We start from the raw sequence: 15,210 nt of genomic DNA, 5'->3' as shown, positions 1-15,210 counted from the left end.
CTCAGCCGTACAGCGCGTCCAACCGCTCGCCGTAGCGCGCCTTGATCTTGTGCCGGCGGATCTTGAGGCTCGGCGTCATTTCCTCGTTCTCGATCGCGAAAGGCTCGTCGGCGAAGGCGAAGCGGCGCACCTTCTCGATCACGGACAAGTCCGCGTTCACCCGGTCGATCGCGGCGCGCACGTGCGCGGTGAAGGCCGGATCGTCCTGCACCTTGCCCGGGTCGACGCCGTTGGCCGTTGCCCAGCTTTCGGCCCATTCGCGATCGGGCACGATCAGGCCGACCACGTAGGGCCGACGATCGCCGATGACCATCGCCTGCGCAATCTCGGGCTGGAGCGTCAGCATCGATTCGACCTTCTGGGGCGAGACGTTGTCGCCCTTGTCGTTGACGATCATGTCCTTCTTGCGATCGGTGATGCGGATGCGGCCCTTGGCGTCGAACTCGCCGATGTCGCCGGTGTGAAGCCAGCCGTCGTGCAGCACCGCTTCGCTCGCGCCGGGGTTATCCCAATAGCCGTGCATGACGAGTTCGCCGCCCACCAGGATCTCGCCATCCTCGGCGATCCGCACCTGGACGCCGGGGAGCGGTGGGCCGACGGTGTCCATGGCGATCCCGGCAGCCGGACGATTGCAGCTGATCACTGGACCCGATTCGGTCTGGCCATAGCCTTGCAGCAGCATGACGCCGATGGTCTCGAAGAACTTGCCGATCTCGGGGTTGAGCGGCGCCCCGCCCGAGACCAGCGCCTTTAGCCGCCCCCCGAACTTGGCGCGGATCTTGGGCCGCAGCGTCGGCGCCAGCAGCAGGTCCATCGCACGATCGCCCAGCGAAGCCTTGCTGCCGGCACTACGGCTCGCAATGCCCACTGCCTTGCCCATCAGCCAGGCCGCGGCGCCGCCTTGCTTTTCCGCCTGCTTGATGATGCGCATGCGCAGCACCTCGAACAGGCGCGGGACGACCACCATCAGCGTCGGCCGGGTCTCCTCGATGTTGGCGGCCAGCTTCTCCAGGCTCTCGGCATAGAAGATCTGGCCGCCCAGCCCAATCGGCACGAACTGGCCGGCAGTGTGCTCGTAGGCATGGCTGAGCGGCAGGAACGAGAGCATCGCCTCGTCCTCGCTCCAGCCGAAGTCCTCCTGGATCACCTGGGCGACGCCGCACAAGTTGGTGAGGATCATGCCGTGATGCTGGCGCACACCGCGCGGCGCTCCGCCGGTTCCGCTGGTGTAGATGATGCAGGCAAGGTCTTCGCGGCGGATGGCGGCAATGCGCGCCTCTACTGCCGTCCGGGCCGCCGCGGCATCGCCCTGGACCAGCGCCGACCAGTCATGGACGGCGAAGCGGCCCTGCCCGGCACGCAGCGGCTCCAGCCCGATCACATGATCGCAGCAGTCGCTCTTGATCACGGCGGGTAGCAGCGGCTCAGCCAGCTTGGTGCTGGATACGATCACCGCCCGCGCGCCGGAGTTCTGCAGCACGTGCAGGTGATCGCGCGTGGTGTTGGTGGTGTAGGCCGGCACGGTGACGCAGCCCGCCGCCATTATGCCCAGGTCGGCGATGCACCACTCCGGCCGGTTTTCCGACACGATCGCCACCCGGTCGCCCGGCTTGAGCCCCAGCGCGAGCAGATGCTCGGCGACCAGGCAGACCCGCCGCGCCGTTTCCTCCCAGCTGATCGCCGCCCATTGCCCGTCCTGCTTGGTGCGCAGGAACGGCTTGGTGCCGAGCGCATCGGCCCGGCGCAGGAAAAGGGCGACGAGGTTGGGCGCCTCGGGAAAGTCGCTCAGCTGCATGCCGGCGGGCATCTGGCACTCCTCTCAGTCTTATTCGTGGGCGCCGTTCAGTTCGTTGACGCGCCGCTTGATTACCGTGACGTGGCCGCCCGTGTCCATCGCCACGCCTTCGCTGCGCGGATCGGCGGCGCCGACCCAGCGGCCGTCGACGTATTCGATGGCATTGGCCTTGAGGCCGAGCGGAGCGACCTTGAGCGTCTCGCCCAGCGCCTGGAGCTGCGGCAGCATGGCGACGAGCTCGGTTCCCTCCTCGATCACGCCGCCCTTGCTGCCGGGTGCGAAGACCAGGCCCATGGCGATCGCATCCTGCGCGCTCATGTTCCAGTCGAGCACGCCGATCAGCGCCTTGGCGATCTGGCAGATGATCGTCGAGCCACCCGCGGCGCCGATCGCCAGGCGCACCTTGCCGTCCGGTCCGTAGACGATCGTCGGCGCCATGGAGCTGCGCGGCCGCTTGCCGCCCTCGACCCGGTTGGCGACGAGATAGCCGTCCTTGGCCGGCGTGGCGTCGAAGTCCGGCAGCTCGTTGTTGAGCATGTAGCCGTCGACGGCGATGCCGGAGCCGAAGTAGCCGTTTATCGTCGTCGTCACGGTCACGACCTCGCCCGCGGCGTCCGCGGCGCTGAGGTGGGTGGTGCCCGGATCGTCCTTGAAGGCCACCCGCTTGCGCTCGGGCGCGCCCTTGGGCTTGCCGGGCTCGATCGACGCCAGGCTCTGCCCTTCGCCGATCAGTGCGGACCGGCTCGCCAGGTATGCCGGATCGAGCAGGCCGGGCACCGGGACCTGCACGAAGTCGGGATCGCCCAGGTACATGTCGCGATCGGCATAAGCGAGACGCTCCGACTCGGCGAGCAGATGCCAGGCGACCGGCGAGTTGCGGCCGAGCCCGGCCATGTCGAAGCGCTCGAGCTGCTTGAGGATCATCAGCACGGTGATCCCTCCCGACGAGGGCGGCCCCATGCCGCAGATCCTGTAGACGCGATACGTGGCGCAGATCGGTTGGCGATCCCTGGCGCGGTAGCTGCCGATATCCTGCGCCGTCATCGGCGAGGGTCGCTGCTCGGCTCCGGACAGGGCGCCCGCGATCCGGGCCGCCGAACCGCCGCGATAGAACGGCGCCGCGCCTTCGCGGGCAATGCGTTGCAGGGTCTGCGCGAACAGTGGCACGCGGATCGTGCTGCCTGTCGCGACCGGTTGCGCGCCATCGGGGAAGTAGGTCTGCCTAGCCCAGCCGGTCACATGCCGGCCGTAGAGCTTGAGCCCGTTGTGCATCCGCGCAGAGACGGTGAACCCGTCGTTGGCGAGGCGGATGGCGGGCGCGAACAGGTCGGCCCAGGGCAGCTTGCCGAAGCGCTTGTGCGCGCTCGCCATAGCCGCCAGGGCACCGGGCACGCCGGCACTGCGTGCCCCCGTCTGCAACTCGCGCGAGGGCAGTGGTTTGCCGTCGGGCGCGAGGAACCACTCGGGCGTCGCGGCCGCCGGCGCGGTTTCGCGCCCATCCACGGTGGTAAGTGCGCCCGACCTGTCGGTCCGCACGAAGAACAGCCCGCCACCGATGCCCGAATTCTGCGGCTCGACCACGTTGAGCACCAGCATCGTCGCGATCGCGGCATCGGTGGCGCTGCCGCCCTTGCGCAGGATCTCGACACCGGCCGCAGCCGCGCGCGGGTCTGCGGCGCTGACAATACCCTCACCTGCTTGCGGCGAACGCGCGACGGCCGCGCCGGGTGGCGTACCGGTGGTGGTGCAGGCGGGGAGCAGGAGGGCGGCGGCCAGGACCAGCCAGCGCTTGGATACGGGTGCGAGAGACATCGCCGGCGACGCTATTCGCATCCCACGGCTTCGGCAATGGAGCCGAAGCCGTCGCGCCGCATGAGCCGCTCCAATCCCTTACAGATATGGCGCGCAATGCCCGGCCCCTCATAGACCATGGCGGAGTAGAGCTGGACCAGGCTGGCCCCTGCCAGGATGCGCTGCCAGGCATCCTCGGCTGTGGCGATGCCGCCCACGCCGATCAGCGGAATGCCGCCGCCCGTCGCCTTGCGGAAGTCGCGCAGCCGCTGCAACGCCGGGCCCTTGAGGGGAGCGCCCGAAAGGCCGCCCGCCTCTCCCGCATGCACCGACCGCAGCGGGGGCCTCGCCACTGTCGTGTTCGAGACGATCAGCGCGTCGAGCCGCCGATCCAGCGCCACGCCGGCGATGTCGTCGATGTCGGCCATCTCGAGGTCGGGCGCCACCTTGAGGAAGATCGGCACCTGGCAACCGGGCGCCGACCGCTCGGCGAGGACGGCATCCAGCAGCCCCTCGAGCGCGCCCTTGTCCTGCAGCGCGCGCAGTCCCGGCGTATTCGGGGAGGAAATGTTGATCGTCACGTAGTCGGCAAGCGGCGCGACCCGGCGGAACGCGTCACGGTAATCCGCGATGCGGTCGACCGAATCCTTGTTCGCGCCGATGTTGATGCCGACCACGCCCGCCGAACGATCGCGGCGGGCCAGACGATTTGCCGCGGCGTCGACTCCCCCGTTGTTGAACCCCATGCGGTTGATGACGGCGCGATCCTCGACCAGACGGAAGAGGCGCGGTCGCGGATTGCCGGGCTGCGCCCGCGGCGTGAGCGTGCCGACTTCGACCGAGCCGAAGCCGAGCCGCAGCAGCCCCTTGGCAGCGACGGCATCCTTGTCGAAGCCCGCGGCCATTCCCACCGGATTGGAGAAGTGCACGCCGGCCACACTGGTCGCCAGCGGGCCGCCCTTCGAGCTTATGGCGCGCTGCGGCATGGCGGAGAGCGCACGCAGCGCAAGGCCATGGGCACGTTCGGCATCGAGCCTGAACAAGAGCGGACGGAGAGTGGAATAGGCCATGTCCGGCGCTTACCCGCAAAGCGCGTCCCGGCTCAATGGTGTGGCTTGGGCAACACTGTTACACCCATATATTCAATGGATTGATCCAAAAAGGACCGCATGTCCCCATTTCGTGTCCAAATGTCGCGTTTTTACAATCAAACGTAAAAACCGCCGCATAGAGAGGGCCCGCGACCCGAAGGGCTCGTAGCGCCTGGCGTTCGAGTTCTTTTACACTTAGCGGTTTCCCGCCTCGCGCGGGAAACCGCTTTTTTGTGCGCCTGCAGAAAAGCTTCGCCTCCGGAGACGCTTCACGCTTCGAGGGCCATTGAAAGCTGCGCATCCTTGCACTACGTGAAACCGGAGAAGATCGCTCCGATTTAGCGGAGCGCAACCGGGTAGCCCTCGCATGCGATTGTCCAGCATGGCAGATTATGCCGTCGTGGTGATGGCGGCAGCCGCGCGCCACTGCGGCGGCACGCGAGTGTCCGCCGTCCAGCTGGCGCAGGAAACCGGGCTGCCCACGCCCACCGTCCAGAAGCTGGTGAGCTGCCTTGCCAATGCGGGTCTGCTGCGCTCCTCCCGCGGAGTCGGTGGCGGGCTTAAGCTGGCGCGACCGGCGGCGGCCATCACGGTTGCTGACATCGTGGAGGCGGTCGAGGGGCCGATCGCACTCACTGCCTGTGTCGAAAAGGGCAAGCACGAGTGCACGCTCGAAGGCGCTTGCACCGTGCGCCCGCACTGGCCGCTCGTGAACGAGGCGCTGCGCGGCGCGCTGGCCGGCGTGGCGCTCACCCAGCTGACGCAGGCGCTTCCGACGCCCCAACCCCTGCCTTCCGAGTACGCTGCATGAACGAACAAGTCGCTCTCAAGGATACCGGCCTGAAAGACACGGGTCTGCGGGACCAGGCCGCACACGATGCCGCCGCGCGCGTTGCCGACTACGAGCATGGCTGGTCGGCCGACATCGAGCAGGAGTTTGCGCCCAAGGGCCTGTCGGAAGACACCGTACGCTTCATCTCCGCCAAGAAGAACGAGCCGGAGTGGATGCTCGACTGGCGGCTGAAAGCCTATGCCAAGTGGCTGGAGATGACCCCGCCGGACTGGGCCAAGCTGAACGTGCCGCCGATCGACTACCAGGACGCGTACTACTACGCCGCGCCCAAGAAGAAGGAACTGCTGGGCTCCCTCGACGAGGTCGATCCCGAGATCCTGCGCGTCTACGAGAAGCTGGGCATCCCCATCGAGGAGCAGAAGATGCTCGCCGGTGTCGAGGGCGCGCGCAAGGTCGCCGTCGACGCGGTGTTCGATTCGGTTTCGGTCGCCACGACCTTCCGCGCCGAGCTGGAAGCGGCAGGCGTAATCTTCCGCTCGATCTCCGAGGCGATCCGCGAGTACCCGGAGCTGGTGAAGAAGTGGCTCGGCCGCGTCGTGCCGGTGCACGACAACTACTTCGCGACGCTGAATTGCGCGGTCTTCTCCGACGGCACCTTCGTCTACATCCCCGAGGGCGTGCGCTGCCCGATGGAATTGTCGACCTATTTCCGCATCAATGCCGAGAACACCGGCCAGTTCGAGCGCACGCTGATCATTGCCGAGAAGGGCTCCTACGTCTCGTACCTGGAAGGCTGCACCGCGCCGATGCGGGATGAGAACCAGCTGCACGCCGCCGTGGTCGAGCTGGTCGCGATGGACGATGCCGAGATCAAGTATTCCACGGTGCAGAACTGGTACCCCGGCAATGCCGAGGGTCTGGGCGGCATCTACAACTTCGTGACCAAGCGCGGGCTGTGCCAGGGCGCGCGCTCGAAGATCAGCTGGACCCAGGTCGAAACCGGCAGCGCGGTAACCTGGAAATATCCCTCTTGCGTGCTGAACGGCGAGGATTCGGTGGGCGAGTTCTACTCGGTCGCGGTGACCAACAACCATCAGCAAGCCGACACCGGCACCAAGATGATCCACAACGGCAAGGGCAGCCGCTCGACGATCATCTCCAAGGGTATCTCGGCGGGTAAGTCGAACAACACCTATCGCGGCCTCGTGCGCGTCGGCGCCAATGCCGACAACGTGCGCAACTTCACCCAGTGCGATTCGCTGCTGCTGGGCAAGCAGTGCGGCGCCCACACCGTGCCCTACATCGAGGTGCGCAATCCCACCGCGCAGATCGAGCACGAGGCGACCACCAGCAAGATCAGCGACGACCAGCTGTTCTACGCCCAGCAGCGCGGGCTCGACACCGAATCGGCAGTGGCGCTGATCGTCAACGGCTTCGCGAAGGAAGTGCTGCAGCAACTGCCGATGGAGTTCGCGGTCGAGGCGCAAAAGCTGTTGGGGATCAGCCTCGAAGGGAGCGTGGGGTGAACGTGCTTCCAAGTCTTACGCCCTCTCCCCGAACGGGGAGAGGATACGCAGGCTTGCCGGCGGAGCCGGCTAGCCGGAGTTGGAGAGGAGCTTGCGTCCTCTCGACGCCGAAAGCCCCTCTCCAAGCTACGCTAGTTCCTGGCGGAACAAGCTGCGCGATCCTCTCCCCGACCCGGGGAGAGGGCAACTGCTCAGAGTATCAAGGACTTACCTCGTGACTGCCGAACGCAAGACCCTGGGCGTCAGCACCGCCGGCGCGAGCAAGCGCGCGGCCGGCAGCTTCGCCCTGACCGGCGCCCGGCTCGACAAGCTGAAGGAACGTGCCCGCGAGGCGCGCCGCGCACCGACACCGGCGCAGGAAGCGCTCTGGACGGAGCTCAGCGGCTCGCGCGTGGGGGGAGTCAAGTTCCTGCGCCAGTCGATCGTCGGCTCGGTGATCGTCGACTTCGCGGCCCCCTCGCGCTGGATCGCGGTCCTGCTTTCGCCCGAAGGCGCCAACCCCGAAGTCGACGCCCTGCAGGACAAGAAGCTGACCGACGTCGGCGTGCGGGTGCTGCGCTTTGCCGAGGCCGATGTGCTCGAAGACATCGCGCGAGTGGTGAAGGCCATCAGCACCGAGGCGAACAAGCCCTTCGACAAGCGCGCGGCCCGTCGTGGCGCGGCGCAGATGTTCGCCAATGACGAAGGCGCCGACGGGTGATCGTCGCGCTGGCCCTCGCCTTGTCCACGCCGGCCGAGATCGCGGCGTGGGACGGCGTGCCGGTGCCCGACGAAGCGGCGACGCCCTATGTGGACTACATGGGCTGCGTCAGCGATCCCGTGCTCGATGTCATGGAAGCCGGCCGGGAGCAGACGCCGGCCGAGCGCGACGCGATGATGACCGCGACTCTGGCAGGATGTCGTCCGCTCCGAGCCACGACGGCCGCGGCCATGGACGCCAAGCTCGCGCACAAGCCCGACTGGACGGACCCGGTGGTCCGCCGCGCCAGGATCGAGCGGATCCTGGACGCCATGGAACAGCGCGTCGGCTTCACCGCGCGCGATCCGCAAGGTTTCCAGGCCATGGTCCAGACCATGCGCCAATGCATCGATGCCGGCCGCAAGGATTGCGAGCCCGTGCCCCCCACTCCATCCAGGCCGAATTGAGACCCATGCTCACCATCGACAATCTCCACGCCACCGTCGCCGACAAGCCGATCCTCAAGGGGCTGTCGCTCCAGATCAACGCGGGCGAAGTGCACGCGATCATGGGGCCGAATGGCGCGGGCAAGTCGACCACCGGCTACGTCCTGGGCGGTCGTCCCGGCTATGAGGTGACCGGCGGCTCGGTCGAGTTCCTGGGCAGCGACCTGCTCGAGCTCGAGCCGCATGAGCGTGCGGCCGCCGGGCTGTTCCTGGGATTCCAGTACCCGGTCGAGATCCCCGGCGTCTCCTTCGTGCAGTTCCTGCGCGAGGCGGCCAATGCCCAGCGCAAGGGCCGGGGCGAGGAGCCGTTGTCGGGCGGCGAGTTCCTGAAGCTCGCGCGCGAAAAGGCCGGCCTGCTGCGCATGGACATGGACATGCTCAAGCGCCCGGTGAACGTCGGCTTCTCGGGCGGCGAGAAGAAGCGCGCCGAGATGGTGCAGATGGGCATCCTCGATCCCAAGCTGGCGATCCTGGACGAAACCGATTCGGGCCTCGACATCGATGCGCTGCGCATCTGCGGCGAAGGCATCAACGCGATCATGCGCAAGCCCGACAAGGCGGTGCTGCTGATCACGCACTACCAGCGGCTGCTGGACTACGTGAAGCCGGATTTCGTGCACGTCCTCGCGGGAGGGCGCATCGTGCGCTCGGGCGGGCCGGAACTGGCGCACCAGCTGGAGAGCGAAGGCTACGAGGCGGTGACGGCGTGATGGTCAAGGCACTTGGCCTCCCCGAGGCGGGGAGGTGGCAGCGCCCAGCGCTGACGGAGGGGACTCGCGTCCTCTCGCTGGGTGGCGTCGTGGCGAGAGTCCCCTCCACCGCCTGCGGCGGTCCCCCTCCCCGTGCCGGGGAGGACAGGCCATGACACTCACTCTTCCCACGCGGCGCCATGAGGCGTTCCGCTATTCCGATATCGAAGCGCTCGGCACCGTCTGGCCAGTCGCGCGCGAGGAGATCGTGGTCGCGGCGGGCGAGACCGGTACACTGGACGTCATCGAGACCGGCAGCAGCACGGTGGCACGGCATCTGGTGATCACGCTGGAAACCGGCGCGAAGTTCGACTTGCGCGTGCTGCTCGCCGGACCCAACTTCGGCCGCATCGCGGTCGATGTCCGGCTGGGCGAGAAGGCGGACTTCACTCTTGGCGCAGCGCAGCTCGCGACTGCAGCCGAGACCGTCGAGATCGTCACCGAAGTCACCCATGCCGCACCCGATTCCACTTCGACGCAGATCGTCCGCACCGTCCTCGCCGGCCAGGCGACCGGCACCTATCTCGGCCGGATCGCAGTGGAGCGCGGCGCCGATGGCACCGATGCCGAACAGTCGGTCCGCGCCATGCTGCTGGATCGCACTGCCACGGCCAACGCCCGGCCCGAGCTGGAGATCTACGCCGACGACGTGAAGGCCGCGCACGGCTGCGCCGTCGGCGAGCTCGACGCGCAGGGGCTGTTCTATCTCATGTCGCGTGGGCTCACCCCCCCGCAGGCCAAGCGGTTGATGCTGCAGGCGTTCATCGCCGAAGCCTTCGCGGGCGCACCGAACGAAGAGGCGCTGAGCGAAGCCGCGCTGGCGCGACTGGAGGCGATCCTGTGAGTGACGTGCAAGACGCGATCGTCGGTGACAAGATGCTGGACGAGGCGATCGCACCGGCACGCCCGGGCGAGGATCTGCGCGCGCAGTTCCCCGGCATGTGGAACCTCGACGGCTCGCCGTGGCGCTACCTCGACACCGCGGCGACGGCACAGAAGCCACAAGCCGTGATCGACGCCACCGTGCGCGCGATGGGCATGGATTACGCGACCGTCCACCGCGGCGTCTACGCGCGTTCGGCCGAGATGACTCTCGGCTTCGAAGCGGCACGCCGGCGGGTTGCGGCCTTCATCGGCGGGCGCGAAGAAGAAATCGTGTTCACCCGCGGCGCGACCGAGGCGATCAACCTTGTCGCCAGCACCTGGGGCGAGACGAACCTCAAGGCCGGCGACCGCATCCTGCTCTCCACCCTGGAGCACCATTCCAACATCGTGCCCTGGCAGCTCCTGCGCGAGCGCACCGGCGTGGCGATCGACGTTTGCCCGCTCACCGATGACGGCCGCATCGACCTGGATGCCGCGGCCGCCATGCTGACATCGGCACACAAGCTGGTCGCCCTCGCCCATGTCTCCAACGTGCTCGGCTCAGTGCTCGACGTGCGCCGCGCCGCCGATCTGGCGCATGGCGTAGGCGCGAAGCTGCTGGTGGACGGCTGCCAGGCCGCGCCGCGCATCAGGCTCGACATGGCCGCGCTCGATTGCGATTTCTACGTCTTCTCCGCGCACAAGCTCTATGGCCCCACCGGCATCGGCGCGCTCTGGGCACGGGCCGAAATTGTCGACGCCATGCCGCCCTGGCATGGCGGCGGCGCGATGATCGACACGGTCACGTTCGAGAAGACCACCTTCGCCAGTGCCCCACAGCGCTTCGAGGCAGGCACGCCGATGATCATCGAGGCGATCGGGCTGGCGGCGGCGATCGACTGGCTCGAGGCCATCGGGCTCGATGTCGCGCAGGAGCATGAGCGCGCGCTGGCAGCCAAGCTGCGCGACGCGCTGGGCCAGCGCAACGACGTGACGCTGTTCGGCCCAGCCGACGCGATCGGCATCACCAGTTTCGCGCTCGATGGGGTGCATCCGCACGACCTCGGCACTATCTTGGACGAGGAAGGCGTGGCGATCCGCGCCGGTCATCACTGCGCCCAGCCGCTGATGGGTCACCTGGGCGTTCCGGCAACGGCACGCGCCAGCTTCGGGCTCTACAACGACGAGACGGACATCGAGGCGCTCCTGAAAGGGATCGAGCGCACCAGGAGGATTTTCGGATGAGCGATGAAGCTCGCAAGTTCGCAGTTGAAGAAGTCGAGGCCGGCACCCCGCCGCCCCGCGCCCGCGTCGATGATGCGGTGGAAGACGCGCCCACGGTCTACGAGACGCCGACGCAGAAGTTCGCCCGCAAGCGCGACTACCTTGAAGGCTTCCTGGCGCAGCAGCCCGAGGCGGACGAGGATCCGACCGGGCCGGGCGGCACGATCTACGAAGGCGTGATCACCGCGCTCAAGGAGATCTACGATCCCGAGATCCCGGTGAACATCTACGACCTGGGCCTGATCTACGGTGTCGACGTGTCGCCCGAACACAGCGTGGCCGTCACGATGACGCTGACGACGCCGCACTGCCCTGTCGCCGAATCGATGCCGGGCGAAGTCGAGCTGCGCGTGGCGTCGGTGCCGGGCGTGCGCGACTGCGAGGTGAGCCTCGTCTGGGACCCGCCATGGGACATGGCCAAGATGAGCGACGAGGCCAAGCTCGAGCTGGGGATGCTGTGAGCCAGGCCGCCACCCGTGATCTGCCGCTGACGATCGATCCGGTCGGCTTCCGCAATCCGGACGATGCGGCGGCCCTGGTGCACGTGCTCGATGGTTATGCCCGCGATCCGATGGGTGGCGGAGAGCCGCTGGCCGACGACGTGCGCCAGCGACTGCCGGCAGGCCTTGCCGGTGTGCCCGGCGCCTTTGCCTTCCTGGCGCGGCTTGGCGGTCGCCCGGTCGGCGTGGCGGTTTGCTTCATGAGCTACTCGACCTTCGCGGCCGCGCCGCTGGTCAACATTCACGACGTCTGCGTGCTGGCGCCCCACCGCGGCCGCGGCGTCGCCACCGCTTTGTTCAAGCGGATCGAGACGGAGGCGCGCTCGCGCGGGGCCTGCAAGATCACGCTCGAAGTGCTGAGCGGGAACATCAATGCCAAGCGGCTCTACAAGTCGCTCGGCTATGGCGACTACACGCTCGATCCAGAGGCCGGACACGCGCTGTTCTGGCAGAAGAGGCTGACATGACGATCGAAATGACTGGCACCAAAGTGCGCGCCCGCCCCGCCGCCGTGACGCTGACCGAAAGGGCCGAAGCCCGCATCGCCGAGCTGATGAGCAAGGCGCCCGAAGATGCGATCGGCGTCAAACTCTCCACCCCCCGCCGCGGATGTTCGGGCCTGGCCTACTCGGTCGACTACGTGAGCGAGGCAAGCGCCTTCGACGAACGGATCGAGACCCCGGGCGGCCTGTTCTTCATCGACGGCGGATCGGTGCTCTACCTGGTGGGCAGCACCATGGACTGGGTGGAAGACGATTTCTCCGCCGGTTTCGTGTTCGAAAACCCGAACGCCAAGGGCGCATGCGGCTGCGGCGAGAGCTTCACGGTTTGATCCGCCAAGCTGGCTTCTACCGGGCTCAACGCCCCTTCAGCGCCGCAACGCAGGCGGCGCGGTCTACGTCCTGCCCGTCCGAGGACCGCCGCGCGTCGACATAGGACGCCAGCGGCTCCTTCGACTGCGCCGTGGGATAGAGGAAAACGTCGAGCACGCAGGCCTTGCCGGTAAACTGCAGCTTGCGCGCATCGCCTTCCCACACGTTCAGCCGTGCCGCCCCGAACTGGCGCAGGAGCTGGCTCTCGCTGGCGCCGATGACGCCTTCCAGCCCCGGGATCGTCTGGAACGTGGGATCGCGCGGCGCGGCGCGTACCGGTTCGCGGATCGCGGCGCCCTTGCCCGGTCGCGGCGTGGTGGTCGTTCCGGTCGAGGCACAGGCCGCAAGCAAGGGCGCGAGCACGGCAAGGCCGAGCAAGACGCGAAGCCGCGACAGGCCGGCGGGCGAGCTGGAGAGGGATCGCGCTGAGTTCATGGTCGCAGCTCGCATTGCCCGCGCGCTCACCGGTGTCAACGCCGCGCGAGGTTGCCGCGAGCCGACCCGCAGGCTACTCGCGGCATGAAGCCGATCAGCGGCGCCAAGGATTGCCCCCGTCTATGAACGATACCCAGCCCGAACCGCGCTACGACGTGATCGCGATCGGCAATGCCCTGGTCGACGTGCTCGCGCACAGTTCGGACCAGGTCATCGAGGACCTCGGCCTGACCCGCGGCGGCATGACCCTGATCGACACGCCGCGCGCCGAGGAGCTCTACGCCCACATGGGGCCGACGGCGCAGATCTCGGGCGGCTCGGCTGCGAACACGCTGGCCGGCATGGCTGCGCTCGGCGCCCGCTGTGCCTTCATAGGCCAGGTTGCCGACGATCATCTGGGCGAGGTCTTCGCCCATGATATCCGCGCGGCCGACATCGCGTTCGCTACGCCTGTGCGTGCCGGCGATCCGCCGACCGGGCGCTGCCTGATCTTCGTGACCTCCGACGCGCAGCGCACGATGAACACGTTCCTGGGCGCCTCGCAGTTCCTGCCGGCTGAAGCGCTGGACCTTGACGCCATCGCCGCATCCGCCGTGCTTTACCTTGAGGGTTACCTGTGGGATCCAGAGGAACCGCGGGCCGCCATGCGCAAGGCCATCGACACCGCGAAGGCCGCCGGGCGCAAGGTCGCCTTCACGATGTCGGACGCCTTCGTGATCGACCGCCACGGCGACGACTTCCGGGACCTGATCGCGCAAGGAAAGATCGACATCCTGTTCGCCAACGCGACCGAACTGGCCGCGCTGACCGGCATCGGAGATTTCGACGAGGGCCTGGCCTCGCTGGTCGACCATGTGCAGGTGATCGTCGTCACGCGTGGCGAGCATGGCGCGGTGGCGATCAGCCGGGGCGAGCGCGCCGAAGTGCCGGCCGAGCCGATCGCGCGGGTGATCGACACCACCGGCGCGGGAGACCTGTTCGCCGCCGGGTTCCTCTTCGGGCATGTCCGCGGGCGACCGGTAGCGGAGTGCCTCCGCCTCGGCGCCGTCTGCGCCAGCGAGGTCATCTCGCACTTCGGTGCCCGGCCCGAAGTCGATCTGGCCGAACTCGTCGCCGAACGGGTGGGCTGAGACGATGCGCAGCCGGGAAGGAGCACGATGACCTGCCCGGCGCTGATCGATTTCGAAGCGAGCTGCCTGCCCGAGTACGGGCAATCCTATCCGATCGAAGTGGCGATCGCCAAAGTCGACGGGTCGAGCCGCACTTGGCTGATCCACCCGGCCGAGGCGTGGCGCTTCTGGGATTGGTCCCCCGAGGCGGAGGCGCTGCATGGGATCAGCCGCGCGCTGATCGAGCGCGAGGGGCTGCCCTGCGCCCAAGTCCTCGGCGAAATGGCTGCGTTCGCCGGCGACTGCCCGGTCTATGCCGATGCCGACCTCGACGCATACTGGCTCGAAGTGTTGGCGCATGCCGCCGGAGCTGAGCCGCCCTTCCCGGTGCGCTTCCTTGGGGAGTATCTGGTCGAGCGCGGCTACACCCGGCCGCAAGTGCTGGAAGCGCTCGCCGCCGCCCGCCAGCGCCTCCCAACCGAGCACATCGCGCGCGACGATGCCAGCCGGCTGGCTCTCACCGTCAAGCTGCTGCTCGATGGCGAGACGGCTTGAAGACAGCGTCGTCCCGGGCGCGACCCGGGACCGGTTGCGCCATGGTGCGCCTTCTCGTGAGCCAGCTTAGATCGCACGAGCGGAGGACGGCCTGGTCGTGCTCTGGCGAAACCGGTCCCGGATCAGGTCCGGGACGAACTCAGGTTCACCCCGCAGGCGTCTCCCAGGCATCAGGCGCCAAGCCGCCTTGCATCTCGCCCAGGCACTGCGAGCGCGCGGCGTCGCGGTCGGAGACCAGGCGATTGCTGATCGCCAGGGGCAGTGCGCAGCCATGCTCGGGCTCTACCGGGAACTTGCGCGCGCAGCCCTCGCGCGTGCTGAACAGGTCGTCCGCGCAGTCCTCATAGGCCGCTTCCTGACGCTGGTGTTGCGCCCGGCACGCTGCCGTCCAGCGCGCGCTGTAGCTGGTCTGCGCCGCGCCGACGCACGCCTGGTAGCGTGAGCGGGCGGCCTCGCGCGCCTGCTGCTCGGCGCGGCGCGCACGTTCGAGTTGGGCGGTGCGGTCGACGGCCGAGGTCTGTTCACGCGTCCCGCTCTCGACCGATTCGTGGATCGCCTGCGCCGGCAGGAACACGCCGAAATAGTAGCCGACGCCCGCGCCGGCCAGCAGCGCGCCTGCCGCCAGGCTGAGCTTAAGGACGGTGTCGGCCGAGGCTGCCAC

At 67.9% G+C, this 15,210-nt stretch carries 17 protein-coding genes; 12 read left to right on the top strand and 5 right to left on the bottom strand.

All coding sequences use genetic code 11. From position 1 onward, the window contains the following. Position 1 precedes the first annotated feature (1 nt). The 3 genes from HNO88_RS06535 to HNO88_RS06525 are packed head-to-tail and all read right to left on the bottom strand — an operon-like array spanning position 2 to position 4,656. Positions 2-1,795: an AMP-dependent synthetase/ligase gene (locus tag HNO88_RS06535; protein WP_184243559.1), complete on the bottom strand. Its 1,794-nt coding sequence runs from the start codon at positions 1,793-1,795 to the stop codon at positions 2-4. A gap of 30 nt (positions 1,796-1,825) precedes the next feature. After that, the gene (gene ggt / locus HNO88_RS06530; RefSeq protein ID WP_184243303.1) at positions 1,826-3,607 is read right to left on the bottom strand and encodes a gamma-glutamyltransferase; all 1,782 of its coding nucleotides are present in this window, start codon (positions 3,605-3,607) and stop codon (positions 1,826-1,828) included. An 11-nt stretch (positions 3,608-3,618) separates the two neighbouring features. After that, positions 3,619-4,656, bottom strand: a complete 1,038-nt coding sequence (locus HNO88_RS06525) for a quinone-dependent dihydroorotate dehydrogenase (protein ID WP_184243301.1) — start codon at positions 4,654-4,656, stop codon at positions 3,619-3,621. Between the two features lie 388 nt (positions 4,657-5,044). On the opposite strand from HNO88_RS06525, the gene HNO88_RS06520 reads away from it, so the two are divergent. From HNO88_RS06520 to HNO88_RS06475, 10 genes are all read left to right on the top strand, one after another. Further along, positions 5,045-5,488, top strand: a complete 444-nt coding sequence (locus HNO88_RS06520) for an SUF system Fe-S cluster assembly regulator (RefSeq protein WP_184243299.1) — start codon at positions 5,045-5,047, stop codon at positions 5,486-5,488. Further along, a complete protein-coding gene (gene sufB, locus HNO88_RS06515) occupies positions 5,485-6,996 on the top strand; it encodes a Fe-S cluster assembly protein SufB (protein WP_221419858.1) in 1,512 nt (503 codons plus the stop codon). The genes HNO88_RS06520 and sufB overlap by 4 nt, the downstream gene beginning before the upstream one ends. 214 nt (positions 6,997-7,210) lie before the next feature. Then, positions 7,211-7,696: an endonuclease domain-containing protein gene (locus HNO88_RS06510; RefSeq protein WP_184243297.1), complete on the top strand. Its 486-nt coding sequence runs from the start codon at positions 7,211-7,213 to the stop codon at positions 7,694-7,696. Further along, complete coding sequence (locus HNO88_RS06505; protein ID WP_184243295.1) at positions 7,693-8,142, top strand: hypothetical protein; 450 nt, start codon at positions 7,693-7,695, stop codon at positions 8,140-8,142. The genes HNO88_RS06510 and HNO88_RS06505 overlap by 4 nt, the downstream gene beginning before the upstream one ends. 5 nt (positions 8,143-8,147) lie before the next feature. Continuing rightward, a complete protein-coding gene (sufC, locus tag HNO88_RS06500; protein WP_184243293.1) occupies positions 8,148-8,891 on the top strand; it encodes a Fe-S cluster assembly ATPase SufC in 744 nt (247 codons plus the stop codon). A gap of 151 nt (positions 8,892-9,042) precedes the next feature. Further along, positions 9,043-9,774, top strand: a complete 732-nt coding sequence (locus tag HNO88_RS06495) for a SufD family Fe-S cluster assembly protein (RefSeq protein ID WP_184243292.1) — start codon at positions 9,043-9,045, stop codon at positions 9,772-9,774. A 95-nt stretch (positions 9,775-9,869) separates the two neighbouring features. Next, positions 9,870-11,039, top strand: coding sequence for an aminotransferase class V-fold PLP-dependent enzyme (locus HNO88_RS06490; RefSeq protein WP_246381275.1), 1,170 nt, complete (start codon positions 9,870-9,872; stop codon positions 11,037-11,039). Continuing rightward, positions 11,036-11,539: an SUF system Fe-S cluster assembly protein gene (locus HNO88_RS06485; protein ID WP_184243290.1), complete on the top strand. Its 504-nt coding sequence runs from the start codon at positions 11,036-11,038 to the stop codon at positions 11,537-11,539. Before HNO88_RS06490 ends, HNO88_RS06485 begins: the two co-directional genes overlap by 4 nt. Then, entirely contained in the window at positions 11,536-12,045 is a 510-nt protein-coding gene (locus HNO88_RS06480) for a GNAT family N-acetyltransferase (RefSeq protein WP_312857006.1), read from the top strand. Before HNO88_RS06485 ends, HNO88_RS06480 begins: the two co-directional genes overlap by 4 nt. After that, complete coding sequence (locus HNO88_RS06475) at positions 12,042-12,410, top strand: HesB/IscA family protein (protein ID WP_184243286.1); 369 nt, start codon at positions 12,042-12,044, stop codon at positions 12,408-12,410. The genes HNO88_RS06480 and HNO88_RS06475 overlap by 4 nt, the downstream gene beginning before the upstream one ends. 25 nt (positions 12,411-12,435) lie before the next feature. Here the strand turns inward: HNO88_RS06475 and HNO88_RS06470 are convergent, their stop codons facing one another. Next, on the bottom strand, positions 12,436-12,885 hold the full coding sequence (locus tag HNO88_RS06470; protein WP_184243285.1) for a hypothetical protein: 450 nt from the start codon (positions 12,883-12,885) through the stop codon (positions 12,436-12,438). Between the two features lie 122 nt (positions 12,886-13,007). Between HNO88_RS06470 and HNO88_RS06465 the strand changes: the two genes are divergently transcribed. Together HNO88_RS06465 and HNO88_RS06460 are read left to right on the top strand one after the other, a co-directional pair. After that, on the top strand, positions 13,008-14,015 hold the full coding sequence (locus HNO88_RS06465; protein WP_184243284.1) for an adenosine kinase: 1,008 nt from the start codon (positions 13,008-13,010) through the stop codon (positions 14,013-14,015). A gap of 27 nt (positions 14,016-14,042) precedes the next feature. After that, positions 14,043-14,549, top strand: a complete 507-nt coding sequence (locus HNO88_RS06460; protein ID WP_184243283.1) for a 3'-5' exonuclease — start codon at positions 14,043-14,045, stop codon at positions 14,547-14,549. A 145-nt stretch (positions 14,550-14,694) separates the two neighbouring features. Here the strand turns inward: HNO88_RS06460 and HNO88_RS06455 are convergent, their stop codons facing one another. Beyond that, positions 14,695-15,210, bottom strand: coding sequence for a hypothetical protein (locus HNO88_RS06455; protein WP_184243282.1), 516 nt, complete (start codon positions 15,208-15,210; stop codon positions 14,695-14,697).

This window comes from Novosphingobium chloroacetimidivorans (assembly GCF_014204535.1).
In the GTDB taxonomy this organism is placed as follows: domain Bacteria; phylum Pseudomonadota; class Alphaproteobacteria; order Sphingomonadales; family Sphingomonadaceae; genus Novosphingobium; species Novosphingobium chloroacetimidivorans.
The sequence above is the reverse complement of the archived record's forward strand: the minus strand, read 5'-3'. Positions and strand labels throughout refer to the sequence as shown.

Bases quoted from the DNA above. Each gene is read 5' to 3' on its own strand.
- HNO88_RS06470 (WP_184243285.1), bottom strand. From the start codon at position 12,885: ATGAACTCAGCGCGATCCCTCTCCAGCTCGCCCGCCGGCCTGTCGCGG.
- HNO88_RS06485 (WP_184243290.1), top strand. From the start codon at position 11,036: ATGAGCGATGAAGCTCGCAAGTTCGCAGTTGAAGAAGTCGAGGCCGGC.
- HNO88_RS06535 (WP_184243559.1), bottom strand. From the start codon at position 1,795: ATGCAGCTGAGCGACTTTCCCGAGGCGCCCAACCTCGTCGCCCTTTTC.
- sufC (WP_184243293.1), top strand. From the start codon at position 8,148: ATGCTCACCATCGACAATCTCCACGCCACCGTCGCCGACAAGCCGATC.
- HNO88_RS06475 (WP_184243286.1), top strand. From the start codon at position 12,042: ATGACGATCGAAATGACTGGCACCAAAGTGCGCGCCCGCCCCGCCGCC.
- HNO88_RS06465 (WP_184243284.1), top strand. From the start codon at position 13,008: ATGAACGATACCCAGCCCGAACCGCGCTACGACGTGATCGCGATCGGC.
- HNO88_RS06525 (WP_184243301.1), bottom strand. From the start codon at position 4,656: ATGGCCTATTCCACTCTCCGTCCGCTCTTGTTCAGGCTCGATGCCGAA.
- ggt (WP_184243303.1), bottom strand. From the start codon at position 3,607: ATGTCTCTCGCACCCGTATCCAAGCGCTGGCTGGTCCTGGCCGCCGCC.
- HNO88_RS06460 (WP_184243283.1), top strand. From the start codon at position 14,043: ATGACCTGCCCGGCGCTGATCGATTTCGAAGCGAGCTGCCTGCCCGAG.
- HNO88_RS06495 (WP_184243292.1), top strand. From the start codon at position 9,043: ATGACACTCACTCTTCCCACGCGGCGCCATGAGGCGTTCCGCTATTCC.
- HNO88_RS06490 (WP_246381275.1), top strand. From the start codon at position 9,870: ATGTGGAACCTCGACGGCTCGCCGTGGCGCTACCTCGACACCGCGGCG.
- sufB (WP_221419858.1), top strand. From the start codon at position 5,485: ATGAACGAACAAGTCGCTCTCAAGGATACCGGCCTGAAAGACACGGGT.
- HNO88_RS06520 (WP_184243299.1), top strand. From the start codon at position 5,045: ATGCGATTGTCCAGCATGGCAGATTATGCCGTCGTGGTGATGGCGGCA.